Origin of the sequence: Silvibacterium acidisoli (genome assembly GCA_022870745.1) — a bacterium.
In the GTDB taxonomy this organism is placed as follows: domain Bacteria; phylum Acidobacteriota; class Terriglobia; order Terriglobales; family Acidobacteriaceae; genus Silvibacterium.
In genome coordinates, this window is the sequence record CP085323.1 from 621,992 (window position 1) to 636,814 (window position 14,823).

At 55.1% G+C, this 14,823-nt stretch carries 9 protein-coding genes; 5 read left to right on the forward strand and 4 right to left on the reverse strand.

Annotated elements, in window-relative coordinates:
• Nucleotides 1-75: 75 nt before the first annotated feature.
• A complete protein-coding gene (locus LJD29_RS02595; RefSeq protein ID WP_446744195.1) occupies nt 76-1,092 on the reverse strand; it encodes a metallophosphoesterase in 1,017 nt (338 codons plus the stop codon).
• Nucleotides 1,093-1,370: 278 nt separating this feature from the next.
• The gene (locus tag LJD29_RS02600) at nt 1,371-2,402 is read right to left on the reverse strand and encodes a VWA domain-containing protein (protein ID WP_446744196.1); all 1,032 of its coding nucleotides are present in this window, start codon (nt 2,400-2,402) and stop codon (nt 1,371-1,373) included.
• Between the two features lie 557 nt (nt 2,403-2,959).
• On the opposite strand from LJD29_RS02600, the gene LJD29_RS02605 reads away from it, so the two are divergent.
• The 5 genes from LJD29_RS02605 to LJD29_RS02625 all read left to right on the forward strand — a co-directional run bounded on the left by LJD29_RS02605 (nt 2,960) and on the right by LJD29_RS02625 (nt 10,169).
• A complete protein-coding gene (locus tag LJD29_RS02605; RefSeq protein ID WP_446744197.1) occupies nt 2,960-5,842 on the forward strand; it encodes a TonB-dependent receptor in 2,883 nt (960 codons plus the stop codon).
• Nucleotides 5,843-6,049: 207 nt separating this feature from the next.
• Nucleotides 6,050-6,838 carry a hypothetical protein gene (locus LJD29_RS02610; RefSeq protein WP_446744198.1) on the forward strand — a complete coding sequence of 263 codons (789 nt, stop codon included), beginning with the start codon at nt 6,050-6,052 and terminating at the stop codon, nt 6,836-6,838.
• A 185-nt stretch (nt 6,839-7,023) separates the two neighbouring features.
• Nucleotides 7,024-8,148: a hypothetical protein gene (locus LJD29_RS02615; protein ID WP_446744199.1), complete on the forward strand. Its 1,125-nt coding sequence runs from the start codon at nt 7,024-7,026 to the stop codon at nt 8,146-8,148.
• Nucleotides 8,149-8,314: 166 nt separating this feature from the next.
• Entirely contained in the window at nt 8,315-9,358 is a 1,044-nt protein-coding gene (locus tag LJD29_RS02620; RefSeq protein WP_446744200.1) for a YncE family protein, read from the forward strand.
• A gap of 91 nt (nt 9,359-9,449) precedes the next feature.
• A complete protein-coding gene (locus LJD29_RS02625; RefSeq protein WP_446744201.1) occupies nt 9,450-10,169 on the forward strand; it encodes an acid phosphatase in 720 nt (239 codons plus the stop codon).
• Nucleotides 10,170-10,446: 277 nt separating this feature from the next.
• Here LJD29_RS02625 and LJD29_RS02630 read toward each other — a convergent pair whose 3' ends face one another.
• On the reverse strand, nt 10,447-13,545 hold the full coding sequence (locus LJD29_RS02630; RefSeq protein WP_446744202.1) for an efflux RND transporter permease subunit: 3,099 nt from the start codon (nt 13,543-13,545) through the stop codon (nt 10,447-10,449).
• Complete coding sequence (locus tag LJD29_RS02635) at nt 13,545-14,822, reverse strand: efflux RND transporter periplasmic adaptor subunit (RefSeq protein WP_446744203.1); 1,278 nt, start codon at nt 14,820-14,822, stop codon at nt 13,545-13,547. The genes LJD29_RS02630 and LJD29_RS02635 overlap by 1 nt, the downstream gene beginning before the upstream one ends.
• Nucleotide 14,823: the final 1 nt, after the last annotated feature.

The following is a 14,823-nucleotide window of genomic DNA, read 5'->3' on the forward strand; positions in this document are numbered from 1 at the left end:
CAACAGATGAGAAGGGCCATCCGATCAAGGATGGCCCTTCTTCTTGCATCTCGAATTGAGTCAAGGAAGCAGCCGCTAAGCAACCGAGATTTTCCCATCTGGTGTCTTTGTGAAGGAATGGACAATCTTGCCGTTGGCGTCAATGTGCCGCATTGTCAGCAACGATGAGGTGACCTCCAAGTGGCTGAAGCCGTGCACTTTCTGTGCCCACGGACCTCGACCCTCGGCCTCTGGACGAAAATCGTAAAGGTCGGCTCCTCCGCCTCCTGAGAGGAAGAAGGAGGTCGGATGTCCCTCGAACTCAAGATGCTGAAGATCGTGATCGTGACCGGCAAGATAGAGATGGACGTTATGTTTGCGCAGGAGCGGGTCCCAGTCACGGATCAGAACCTTATGATCTCCATGGGGGCCGTTCGAGTACACCGGATGATGCGCCATGACGACAAGAAAGGGCGTGGCCAGTGGCTTGTCGAGCTCTGCTGTGAGCCACGTTAGCTGCTCCGCCTGCTGCTCTGGCGTAAGGGTGAAGTTGTAGTCGTGCTTCTCCGGCTTGCCGCCCTCATGAAATACATTGCTGTCGAGGGCGATGAACGTGATGAGTGGATTCTTCTGAGGAAACTCAAAGCGATACCAGAGAGAGGGCATCGTCCAACGGGTATTTCCCTTCCTGGCGTACGCGAGCTCCGCGGCCACCTTGCTCTCGGGCATGGTTTGATAATCATGATTTCCGGGAATGGCGTATGCCGGGCAATTGAATACCGACTTGGGATACATGTCTTCAAAGTCGGTCTTCCAGCGGGCGGAGTTTACTCCATCTGGAAGGTCGTCATACCAATTGTCGCCAAGCATAAGCAGGGCCTGAGTGTTCAACTTCTGATCTCGTGTGTAATCGATCATGCTTTGAGCCACGATTGCCTGGGCTCGATCTTTTGTGCGCCGGCCCCAGTCGCCCAGCATCAGAAGATGAGACGCATTTTGGCTGGGTTGGCCATGGAGCGGCATTGCGAGCGAGGCCAAGGGCGTCATCGCCGCAGCGGCGCTGAACGCAAAGCTTTGGCGAAGGAACCGGCGACGATCAAGAGTATTAGCCATATCGAGTGAGCCTTTCTGCTTAGTGTGAAGAGTAGCGTTTGTCACGCCTTTCAAGCCCAGATGGATGCGAGCCTCTTCCGCATGACCGCGACAACCATAGGCTATTCAAATAAACAAAACTGGCCTTAAGGGAACCTTAGAATTCGCCCTGGTTATTGAAAATTGACATAAGGATTCGCCGCTCACCTGGCTGGATGCCGACGATCACGATAGAGCAGTGATCCGGATTGAATTGTGATAGAGGAGAAGAGGCTGGCTAAATAAAGGACGAGCCGCTGCTATTCGTGGGGCTTCCTGTCCTGCTCCGAGGCTCCTCGCGAAAGATAGCCCGCACGGGTATGGACAACCAGCTTTCCAGTCTCTTCATGATGCGCCTGAACGACGACGGTGTGATACCCGGGAGTTCGTGTTCGTGTGGAGTGATACGCAAGGGCATACTGATTGCGTATATCCCTGGCGACTTCCGCAGCAACGGCATCGATGTCCTGCAGGGACTTCGGAAAGAATGCAATCCCTCCGGTTTCCTTTGAGAGCGTCTCCAGATCTCGCCGAGCGTGATGAACCTCACCTCGACCGCTGTCGCCGTCAAACAACAGACCGATGGAATAGACGATCGGTCCTTCCATGTCCTGAACACTATGAATGGCATTGTCCAGCGAGAGCCGGGAGGCATTGTCTTCGCCGTCAGTAATCACAATCAGGACATGTCTGCTTCTCTGCGCTGACTTTCCCATCTTTTCCGAAGCCTGCACGATCGTGTCATACCAGGCCGTACCGCCAGAGGCGTTCACGTGGCTGAGACCCTTCTGGAGTAGCGACAGATCAGCCGTGAAGTCCTGGTCAAGATAGATCTGATCCGAGAAGTTCATCACAAACGTCTCGTCTGCAGGGTTCGACGATCTGATCAGATCTAGCGCGGCCTTGGTGAGCGCGGCACGTTTGCTCCGCATGGAACCGGAGTTGTCGACCAATAGCCCTATGGACACTGGCGTGTCCTGATGCTGAAGAGAAATGACCTTCTGCGGAATCTTGTCTTCCGAGACCTTGAAGTCCTCTTTTGTCAGGTTGTTTACCAGGTTCCCTTTGGAATCGAGGACCGTGCAGTTGAGAACCACCTCGTCGGCATCCACGCGCATCGTGTAGGTTCCGCCGGATGCGGAGCCCGATTGCGGGACCTGAGGTGATAACGCGATCATCGCCGCACCCTGTGCAGTCGCAGCAGGGTTGTGCATTGGCTTGAGACCTTGTGCTCCGGCTAATCCCGTCAATCCCAAAGCAAACAAGAGAAATCGCCAATCATGAGACGTCATAAGCCTGGCGCGATTCCTCTCGTAAAGGTGCCGTGAAGACCTTCCTTTTGATGGGACATTCAGGAATCCCTGAGACCCGCATCATTCTGAAGCAGGCGCTTAGCTGAGCGAACCCAGCTACCTCCTGATAGAGGGAGTCTACCCTCCATAGCTGAAGACAACCTTAAGGGCGCCAAGTTGCCTGGCTCCGAACCGTAGCCGCAACAGGGCTCTGAACAGTTGGGAAGATCAGGACGCGTAAGCGCGAGAGCTGAATCGCCGAACCGAGCATGCGACGACGGGGACTCATGTTCGCCAATCTTCACCAGGCCTTGAAACACACGCCGCATTCAGAGGCATCTCGCCTTGCCCCTCCGTGAATATTGAATGAAATGAGGTCGAGCAAACCTCACCCTTAAGTTTGGATTCAGCCCTGCAATCCTACGCTGAAGCAACTACAGAGAAGATCCGGACCACCGCTACGTACCCGCTCACAGACTTCGGATGGACTCACAAGCGCCATGAGCTCACAGCGCAGAGGCGATGAGTAGAACTGTGTTTTCAGCGAGGTCAAAAGCATGTATCGATTTCTACCCACCTATGTCATTGCTGCAGTCTTGTTTGTTATCGGATTACAGGGAGCTGCTCAAACTAGTACTGGCACCATAACCGGTCACGTCCAGGACACGGGAGGGGCGGTACTCGTCAGCGCGAAAGTAAGTATCGACCCCTCAGGCAGGCAGGTCCCTACCGACAACCAGGGATCCTTCCGTTTTGCAAATCTGGCCGCTGGGCAATATACGCTGACTGCCAGCTACGTAGGCTTCAAGTCTTTCAGCTCAACCGTTACAGTCACGGCTGGGCAGACCGCAGATGTCACGGCTGCGCTCGAAGTGTTATCTGCGCAGGACAGTGTCATGGTCACTGCTCCGCGTTTGCATGGCGATGCCGAGGCCGTCAATGTGGAACGCATGTCATCCCAGATCGTTCAGGTTGAACCGGCTGGTGTGATCAACAGTCTTCCCAACAACAACATCGCCGACGCCGTGGGGCGCCTGCCCAGTGTCTCTCTGGAACGGGATGAGGGAGAAGGCAAGTACGTTCAGATTCGAGGCACAGAGCCGCGGCTAAGCAACGTCACTATCAACGGCATAAACGTTCCCGCGCCGGAGGTGATCGTTCGCCAGATTAAGCTCGACGCCGTACCGGCTAATGTAGTCGAGCGAATTGAAGTCTTCAAAACACTTTCTGCAGACCAGGATGCGGACGCGATCGGGGGAACCGTCAATCTGGTAACAAAGACGGCACAGGAAAAACCCACGTACGAACTGGGCGGCACGGCTGGTTATAACCCTTTACAAAATGGCTACTGGCGTGGCGGTTTTGATGGAACCTTCGGCCAACGCTTTGGAATAAACAAGCAGTTTGGGTTTCTGCTGGGAGGAGCCTGGGATCGTACCAACCGGGGCATCGACGACCTCGAGCCCAGCCAAACGTTCGGGACCCTGCCCAATGGCCAGAACGTGGCATACATCAACAGCGAAGACATGCGGTCCTACCAATATTACCGGACCCGCTACGGGTTTGATATCGGAACGGATTACAAGATCACCCCCACAGCAACCGCTTACTTCAAAGGGCTCTACTCCGACTTCCATGATTACGGAGAAGCAGAGGTGTATACACCAAATGCAGGAGCACTGACCGGCTTCAACGGGAAAGAAGCGGTCTTCGACAACACTGGCAACTGGCAATATCGACACTACATTCGCAGACCCGATCAGCAGGTATACAGCTTTCAGACGGGTGTTCGGCACCAGCTGAAATCGAATGTGATCAACTATGAATTCGCCGTATCCCGAGGACACAATATTGGCGGCCAGGCATTCCCGACCACATATTTTCAGGGACCGGAAAATGTTCCCTTCGTCGACGATCAGACCAATCCGCTCCGTCCAAAGCTCATCGCAACAGACCAGACAAATGGCTTTGACCCAACCCAGTATGGTGTCACAGAGACGGATGGCTATACCTATCACGCCACTCAGCTCAATTACGAGGGCAACGCCTCGCTGGCGCATGATTACACGGTAGCCGGCCACCCCAGCACCTTCTCCCTCGGTCTGAGTACCCGTAATTCCTATTCCACTCAGCGAGAGACCAACGACCGGTACAACATTACGGGCAACAGTCCCTTTGGACTCGACGCCGTGCAGGGTTCGTATACGAATCCCACATACTACGACAAGACATTCGCCATTAACGGGCAGGCCTATGGCCCAACGTCCTCTTACAACAAAATACTTCAAGCTGTTGCATCGAATGCCTCAGCGTTTTCCCTCGATACCGTCAATGGCATTACGACAGCGGCACAGGCATTCTTCAATGCCGACGAACGAATCACGGCAGGGTATATCCAGGACGTGATCTTTCTTGGAAACTTCCGGCTAGAGGCTGGCGTTCGATTTGACAATGATGCAACCCACTTTTTCGCGAACAACGTCACCGCAAATGTAGACGCCCAGGGCAATGCGCTCGCGCCAACGATATCCGCCAATCGCCAGGATGCCAGCTACTTCAACGTGCTCCCGAGTGTTGCATTGCAATATCAGGTGGAGAAGAACACAAACATCCGAGCCGTCTATGGTCGAGGCATCTCGCGGCCAAACCTCGGCGACCTGGTGCCGGCTACGACAATCGATCCAAATCAAACCCCATACCCAACGATTGCAACCGGCAATCCCGCGTTGCAACCAACCAAGGCAAACAACGTCGATGTTCTGGTTGAGCACTTCTTCCAGCCGCTCGGAATCATCCAGGCAGGATACTTCTTCAAGCAATTGGCCGACCCGATCTATCCGACGGCGACGCTTGTTCCATTCAACGGCAGAACCTATCAGCAGACAGAAGCCATCAACGGGCCCAACGCTCACATCCAGGGCTTTGAGGCTCAGTGGGAGCAGCGGTTCTCTTTTCTGCCTGGCCTTCTGAGTGGTTTTGGGATCAGCGCCAACTATAGCCACACTGCATCCCGGGTCGATTTCCCTGACAACTTCGATGGTGGGCGAACGGATCACCCCACTCTCGATCGCACATCACCAAACGACTACAACTTCAATCTGACTTACGACAAGTCGCGGTTCTCCGGACGTTTCGCTATCAGCCACAACGACCCGAGCATCGCCGCTTATCAATGGGACGCTTCAACCGGCCCTGCTGGCGACCCCATCCTCGGACTCAAGGGGCCTACTGGAGACAATTATTTCTACTCTCACACCCAGTTCGATGTTCAGGGTAGCTATCGCGTTCTCAAGGGGATTCAGATCGTTGCCTCAGGCTTGAACCTGAGCAACGAAGTGTTCGGATTCTACAACGGGAGCACCATCTATCCGGTCCAGCGAGAGTACTACAGGCCCACTGTGTCGTTCGGCATTCGTTGGCAGACATCGAGCGAACAATAGATCGCGCGGACTGTCCTCCTCGGGGTATGTATACGCTGCGAACGTTCACACATGCGGAACGACTGCAGCCATACGATTTGTATTCTTATCAATACCCCGATGGAGGACAAGCACCCCTTAAGGTTCGCTTAAGCCCAAAGTCATAGGCTCTGGCTTAGGAGATGTCTCATCCGGAAGCCTTTGCTGAGAACTGGTTTGAAGATAGTTGTGAGTTTTCTCGCTTTGCTCGCAGTTTCCACATGCTACGCACAACAACGGCCGGCGCCACTTGAGACGATCAAGACAATGCTCGCCAAGGAACATGATGCCAGTCTTCACAAACCGGCCTTCTCATACACATCGATAGAACGGTCTGAACGCACCGGCGGCCATGAGTGGACTGAAGAGGTGGTAGAAGTTCCAGAGGGAAAGCTGCGTTATCTCCTCTCTGAAGATGGAAAACCTCTCTCGCCGGAAAAAAAGCGGAGCGAGCTTTCCCGTTTGCAATCGATCGCCGAAGATCCGCAGGCTTTCATTAGACGGGAGCGGGCACAAAAGGATGAAGAGCAGCGGGCACAACAGATCCTCAACCTGCTTCCACGCGCGTTTCTCTTTCAGGAGTGTGGCATTCAGCAGGGCTGGGAACAGATCAACTATCGCCCAAACCCTTCATACGTTCCGCAATCCTACGAAGAGCGCATTCTGCACGAGATGACAGGAACGATCCTGATCGATCCCGATTCCTATCGGCTTCATATGCTCGAGGGCACACTCTCGAAAGACGTTTCGTTCGGTTATGGTTTGCTTGCCACGCTCCATGCAGGCAGCAGCTTTTCCATTGTTCGTAGCCCCATCCTCCCCGGCGCATGGAAGAACACCAAAATCGACGTTCACATGGATGGCCACGTGATCTTGTTCAAGACCATCAGCCGTCAACAGGATGCTCAGCATAAAGACTTCAAGCTTCTGCCTTCCACTTTAACCATCCCGCAAGCGATTGCGCTCATGACCCGGTGATCTTTATGCAAAGAAGAAAAGTTCGGTATACGGTCTGGATGGCTGGTTACATCCTCATGCCAGGAATTCTCCCTCTGGCCTATGGTCAAAGCGTCCGAGGAACGGAAACCCAGGCAGTAACACTTCCTAGCGACGTTCCCTTAAGAATTCGGACTACCAAAACCGCCCACCTCAAGAAGGGCGCCGTGGTCGATGGGGTCTTAACCGAGCCCGTGTATCTGAGAGATCGTATTGTTCTTCCCGAAGGAGCAGCCGTAAGGGGCGTCGTGACGGATTACCAGAACGTTGACAAGACCACGCGCGCGCAGGCTCTGCTAAATGGGGACGTCACGCCTCTTCACCAACCGGTTATCTCATTCGATCTGATTCACACCCCCAATGGTGATGTCTCCATCCACTCGAGGGCGGTAGTTCGCGACACAGAGGTGGTGCGTTTCGATGCGGCAACGAGCCACCCCGGAGTGATACAGCGCGCGAAGGCGTTTGTACGGGACAGGATTAACTCTGCTCGCGACGCGGCCTTCGCTCCAGGGAAGAAGGACAGGGCACTTCGCCTCCTTTATGGTCAACTGCCCTATCATCCCCAACGAATCTGGAGCGGCACGCAATTTGTTGCCGATCTCACTGAAGCCGCTACATTCAACGTCCCGGCAGAGACCCCGCTGCCTCTCGCTTCCTCCCAGGCATTAACGGATTCCAGCCAGATCCAGGTGACAGCCAGGTTGCTTACCTCTCTGAGCTCAGACGCGGCCCATAACGGCGATAACGTCGTCGCGATGGTTACAAAACCCGTCATCACTCCACAGCACGAACTACTTTTCCCAGAGGGAACCGAGTTGCATGGCACCGTGCTTCGGGCGAAGCCTTCGAAGTCCTTCGGCCGCAACGGTCAGCTGCGCTTCACCTTCTCCGACCTTCAGCTGGCGGGAAGACCGGAAGAACATGTTCACGGCATGTTGGCCGGAGCGAGTGGAGAGAAATCTCAGAACATTACCGTAGACCAGGAAGGCGGTATCAAATCCAACCCCGACAAGAATCGCTTCGTGGCTCCTGCGGTTCTGGGGCTGCTGACCTTCGTCGGCCAGACTGAAGACAGAGACGGCAGTGGCCTGGGCCGGCAGACCGTAGCCTCGAACGGATTCGGAATCATTGCTCGCGTCGTGGCTTTGACGCTGAACGACCGGAGGGTTGCCATCGGATTTGGCTCCTATTCATTCGCGAAATCGGTCTACTTCCGCTTCTTGACTCGGGGCCATGCAGTGGTATTCCCGAAAGATACGTTGGTGGAGGTCTCTCTCACCAACAGATGATTTCATCTCGCCGGACGGGCCCATAGATACTCACTGTTGGCTGGGATCTCGGGCTCATTCAACTTCCTTCTTCTCTTCCCTATCGGCTGCGAGAGCTCTCTCGCATCAATCCAGATATTCCCAAGGCCGCAGTCAACCGGTCTCGGATCGCCCGGAAAGGATCGCCATGTCGACCCGCAAGTCTCTCTGTGCCGCACTGATGTTCACCCTCGTTCTGCCTGTTGCGTCCACGTACGCCGCCGATTTCAAGTCTCCTGTCACGCTGGTATCTCAGACAGAACTGCCGGATATCGTTGGCGACTTCGACCATCTCACTGTCGACCTCAAGCGGGGTCATCTCTTTGTGACCGCTGAAGTGCATCACTCCGTCGAGGTTTTCGACCTGAAGACCGGAAAGCATCTTCAGAGCGTCGGAGGTTTCAAGACCCCGCATTCCATTGCGTATGCGCCTGAGAAGGACGAGTTGATGGTCTGCGATGGAGGCGATTCTTCTCTCGTTCTACTTTCCGGGGAGGACTTCCATCGCCTGGATCGAGTTCAGCTCATCGATGGATCTGCGACCGGAAAGGGCGACTCCCCCGATGCAGCGTTGTATGACAAGGTGAATCATCTTTATTACATCGGCAACGGTGGCGTCTCTGCAAACATGCCGACATCCAAGATCTCAATCTTCTCTGTCGATCAAGGTAAGGTCATCGGAGACATGGATGTGGATGGGAACAATGTTGAAGCCATGGGAATCGATCCGAGTGCGAACCGTTTATATGTAAACATCCGTGACAAGAAACAGATCGGTGTGTATGACCTTGCGACCCGCAAGCTCGTGACGACATGGACAGCTCCGGACATCAACCGCAACACAGCCCTGATGGTTGACAGCCGGTCCCATCGCGTTTTCGTAGGAGGCCGCAAACCTGCCTTCCTTTACGTGTTCGATCCGGACGGCAAAGTGGTCCAGAAACTCTCCATGGTCGAAAACAACGACGACATGAACTGGGACCCTGCGGCCAAACTGCTGTACGTGAGTGGAAGCCAGGGTCTGAGCATCTTCCAACAGGAAAACCCCGATAGCTATACCGAGGTGGCACGCATTCCCACCAATGGCGGCAAGACCGCTCTGTTGGTGCCTCAGGAAAATCTATTCTTCGTCGTTCACCCCAAGACGGACATCGATACCGCGGGTCTTCTTGTCTACCGCGTTAAGCCGTAGGTAAGTGGCATATCACCAAGGTGCCCGTGCTTTGAATTCTTCACAGACACGGGCATCGGTTTTGTTAACTCACCACTAGTCCGGACATGGAATGATCAAGACAACCTCGATTGCCGCTATTGCGGGCCTGCAATTGTTTCTCTGCGGAATAATGTTGGCTCAATCGGTCACACCTTCCACCAAAAAGATTCCCATTTTCTTTAGCCCCGATACACTGAACTTCAACGAGATCCTTTCCGCTCCACCTGATCCGAACTCCGATGCCGGAAGGCGCGATCGTGACGAACTCCTCAGGATCGAGCGAACGAGAACACAATCTGAGATCCAGGCTGCGCAACAGGACGACCAGGAAGAGGATATCTTTATCTTCCGTGATGTCGTGGGACCCAGCTTCACTCCTGAAAAATTCCCGTTGATGAAGGCGTTTTCCGCACATCTTAAAAATGATTCGGAAGTGGTCGATCCACCGCTCAAGCATCTATTCAATCGCCCACGGCCATACCAGGCGGATCTTACGCAGCATCCGGTCTGCCAACTCAGTAAAGAGCCGTCTTACCCGAGCGGTCATTCCATGCTCGGATACTTGTTCGGTTATGTTCTTGCGCAAATGATTCCTGAGAAGCGCGATGCGATTCTCAAGCGCGCTGATCTTTATGCCTACCATCGCCTGGTGTGCGGCGTTCACTATCCGCAGGATCTGGAAGCCAGTCGAATTGCATCTTCGGTTCTGTTCGGATTGATCTCAACCAATCCTGCTTATCGCAAGGAGTTCGACTCCGCGCAACAGGAACTTCGTCAGCAATTGCAATAAATCTCAAGTGTTGTGTTGCTACCTTTCAGCCAGGCGCCGGCTGCAATGATCGGGCCGCCTCCTGCTGACCTTCCGGGCTCAAGTCGTTCTGCAAAGACATGCGCTATCGAAACACGGAATGACATACGTCTTTTCCGCACTACGCCGAGTCGCATAAGGGTCGAATCCGGCATGACAAACGTATAACGACGCAAAAAATCAACCGCCGCCAGGAAGGCTCCCGCTTCCCGGCGGCGGTTGTTTTTTTGCATCATGCCGCAGCCCTGTTGTCCGGACTCTATGCCGCGCTGGAGTGCGAACGGGTCAGCAGGTAGTAGACCACCGGTGTAACGATGAGGCTCAGGATCATCGAGATGACCAATCCCCCGATGACCGCAATTGCAAGCGGCTGCAGCATCTGTGAACCGGAACCCAGGGCAAAGGCCAGAGGCAGCATTCCACAAATTGCGGCTGTTGCTGTCATCAGAATCGGCCTGAGCCTACGCTGCGCCGCATGAATCATCGCTTCGCGGGCAGAAACTCCCTCTTTGCGATAACGCTCATCAGCGTCCAGCAACAGAATGCCATTCTTCGCAACAATTCCGATGACCATGATGAGCCCCATGAACGAGGCGACATTGAAGGTAGTTCCCGTCATCAACAGGGCGAATACTACGCCTGCGATCGACAGGATCGACGAACCCAGGATTGCGATCGGCGCGTAGAAGTTCCGAAACTCGATCAGCAGGACTCCGAAGACAAGCGCAAGCGAAAGGAGAAGCACCCGCAAGAGCTCGTGAAAAGATTGCTGCTGCTCCTGGTATGTGCCGCCATATTCGATCCGAACCGTCGGCGGCAAGTGCATCGCTTGAATGGTCTGCTGAACCTTTGAGATTGCGGTACCGAGGTCAGAACCTTCGAGGCGTGCGGTTACCGTTATCAGTCTTTGCAGATTCTCCCGCTTGATCTCGTTCTGGGGTGGAAGTTGTGTGATCTGAGCCAGAGAGCCGAGGTTTGCCAGCTTGCCACTGGCACTGTTGAAGACGGTGTTCTGGATAGTGTCGAGAGACTGCCTTGTCTCATCTCCTAAACGCACGCGAACCGTATAGGGCCGTCCATTTGCAATCAAAGGATCTGTCGTCGTCACCCCGTCGAGAATCGAGGTAGCATCTTCAGCTATCTCCGTGGGGGTGAAGCCGAGGCGGGCCGCGATGCTGGGGTCTATCTGGAAGTTCATCGCAGGTCCGCTGATGGTATTGTCAATGCCGTTTTCTACGTCAACGACACCGCCGATCTTGCTGATCGCATCCCCGATTCGCGGGCCCAGCTCGGAGAGAAGAGCGGGATCGTTTGCGAAGACCTTAATCTGGATCGGCTCCGGCGCATTGGAGAGGTCACCGATCATATCCTGCAGGACCTGGGTAAACTCCACGTCTAGCTCAGGTTCCGTCTTTTTGATCTCGGCACGCGCGTCGGCTATAACCTCATCGATACCGCGGTCGCGCTTGCTCTTGAGCCTGACAGTGATGTCGCCTGTGTTTGCTTCGGTCACGGCCGCCAAGCCCATCTGGAGACCGGTGCGGCGTGAAGTGCTCTCCACCTCGGGCAGCTTGTGAAGAATGCGATCCACATGTTCAAGGACGCGATTGGTTTCAGTCAGCGAACTTCCCGCCGGCATGATGTAGTCGAGAATGAAGCCGCCCTCATCCATTTCAGGAAGCAGATCTGACCCCAGCGAGTTGTAAGCGAGCCACGTTCCTCCGACAAGAAGAGCACAAAGACCTAGTAAAACAACGGGGCGATTGAGCGACCAGCCGAGACCTTTCTCGTGCCACCTAAGAACGGCTTTCATCAGGCGGCCGTGCTCTTCATGAGGCTTGGTTTCTTCCCTCCTGCGGTGATCGCGAAGCAGGACCAGGCTCAATGCGGGCGTCCATGTAACAGCCAAGAGAAGAGAAGTCAGCAGCGCAACGGTCATGGTCACGGCGAGCGCACGGAAGAAGCTTCCTGTAACGCCCGTTACTGACACCAGGGGAAGAAACACCACAACGGGAGTTATTGTCGAGCCGACCAGTGGCACGGCGATCTCTTTGAGTGCTAAACGTGCTGCCTGGGCACGCGTCTCTCCATGATCGCGGTGCAACACGATGTTTTCGACAACCACGATCGCGTCATCGATGACCAGGCCGATTGCAGCCGCCAGACCGCCGAGCGTCATCAGATTGAAGCTTTCGCCGATTATCCAAAGAAACAGAATCGTAATGGCAACCGTAACCGGAATCACGAGACCTGCGACCAGAGAAGAAGTCCAGTCACCGAGAAATAGAAAGAGGATGACGCAGGCCAGGAGCAATCCAATCAGAATTGCGTCGCGGACGCTGCGAATACTCTCTCTCACCAACTCCGACTGGTCGTAGTAAGGCTGGAGGTTGACGCCGGGCGGCAGCGTCTTCTTGAGTTGCTCCATCTCGGCTGCGACGGCGTCTGCAACTGCCACAGTGTTACTGGAGATCTGTCGCGTCACATTCAACAATACCGCCGACTTTCCGTCCGCCGTCACAGCGGTGTAGACCGGGAGAACCCCCGCCTGAACTGTGGCTACGTCGGATACTCGCACGGCTGCGCCGCCTGCCGTTGTCTTTACGACGAGCCGCCCCAGCTGATCTCCATCATGAGCTTGCGCTCCAACAAGCCCCAGAATCAACTGGTGATTTGCTTCGTAGAGGCCAGGGGAGTCAATGATATTGGAGGCTTGTACAGCATTCGCCAGATCGAGAATCGTTACACCCGCCGTCTGCATGCGCGCCATATTCGGCACGATGTGAAACTCGGGAACCTTGCCTCCCTGGACTGTGATGGTGCTGACTCCCGCCACGCGATTCAGAGGCGGCTTCAACTGATACGTTGCGAGCTCCCATAGCTGTGTCTGCGTCAAGCGATCCGAGGTGAGGCTGTAACCAAGAATGGGAAATGTCGCGAAGGTGAGACGATTGGTGGTGATGGCTGCTGTCGCGGGAAGCGTCTGCCGTACCTTGCTTAACGCGGCGTCGACCAACTGGAGCGTGTGAAACATGTCCACGCTCCAATCGAAGAACAGGCTCACTTCGGCAGATCCGCGGCTCGTAGTCGAACGGACGGTCATCAGGCCGGGGACAGAGTTAACCGCGTCCTCGATCGGCTTGGTAATCGTGACCTGCATCTGCTCGACCGGCATGACGCCGTTGTCCACGCCGATCACGACACGAGGAAAATTGGTGTCGGGAAAAACCGAGATGGGAACCTGCTGGGCAGCGTAGATTCCGGCAAGTGAGAGGACGATCAGGAAAAAGAAGATCGGGCCACGGAACCGGACCAGCCAGAACGGGCGCTCGGGCGCGTTGTTGAGAGGCTGCAGCATCACTTTTCGTCCCCACCCTCTTCTTCAGCTTTGCCGACCTTTACCTTGGTGCCGTCATCGAGACCGTAACCGCCAGTCGTGACGACCATCTCCGACACGCTTAACCCTTTCGTGATCTGAACGTCCTCTCCATCATTGATTCCCAGCTGAACCGCCTTCTTGTGGGCCGCCCCGTCGCTGCCCACCACCATTACGGATTTCGTGCCGTCTTCACTCGTCAGAACCGCAGTCAGAGGTATCTTGATCGCATTCGAAATCGTCCGCCCCGTGATGGAAGTACGAACCGGCGTGCCCACCTTGTACTTGCCTTCCTTGTTGTCCAGCTTGAGCCAGACCTCAACCGTGGTGGAACCGGGATCGAGCGCGGGACTGATCAATGAGACCTTGGCAGGGAGAGGGTCCGTAACACCAGGCACCATGATCGAAGCCTCATCTCCAAGGCTCAACCGCTGTGCCACTGTTTGGGCAAGGTGCACCTTGGCAAGCAGCGAGGAAGTATCCATCACTGTGATCAAAGTGCTTCCGGAACTTACGGTCTCGCCTGCAAACAAGGGACGATCCGTTACAACCCCCGAGATGGGGCTACGGATCTCCGAATACGAGACCTGAGCCTCGGCGGCAAGATATTTGCCCTTCGCGGAGGCCAGTTGCCCTTCAGCCTGCTTCAACGTCGCATCCCGGCTGACTTTCTGTAAAGAGTTGAAATGGTTCTGCGCTACATCGAAAGCTGCCTGAGTCTGGACGAGTGCTGCGGCTGCCGTGTCGTAGTCCCGGCCCGCGATAGCGCCTTCGTCCAGCAGCTTCTTTCTGGAGACCACGATCTCCTCCTGCAGCTTGAGCTGTGCTTTCGCCTGCGCCAGATCGAGCTCTGCTTTTCTGTAATCCTCGGGCAGCTGAGCCTTCGTCTGCATGGAATATGAAGCTTCGGCTGCGTCGAGCTGGCCCTTGTTATCCTCGGCCTGCGCAGCGAGGTCCCGATTCTCGAGAAGAGCAAGCAGATCCCCTTCCTTTACCTTCGATCCTCGCTGCACGTAGAACTTTTTGACTGGAGCCGTGATCTTTGGCGCAATTGCTGCCTGCGTGAGCGGAGAGAGTGTGGCATCCGCCATGATGTGCTCCGAGATCTCGCCGACCTCCGGCTTCTCTCCCTGGACCGTAACGAGGGCCGCTGTCTCGGCATCATCCGCTTTCTTGCAACCACTTAGAAAAAGGCTGGCGATCAGCAGACAGGTTGTGAATTTTGCGCTTGAACGTGCGACACGCGTCAGATTATTCATA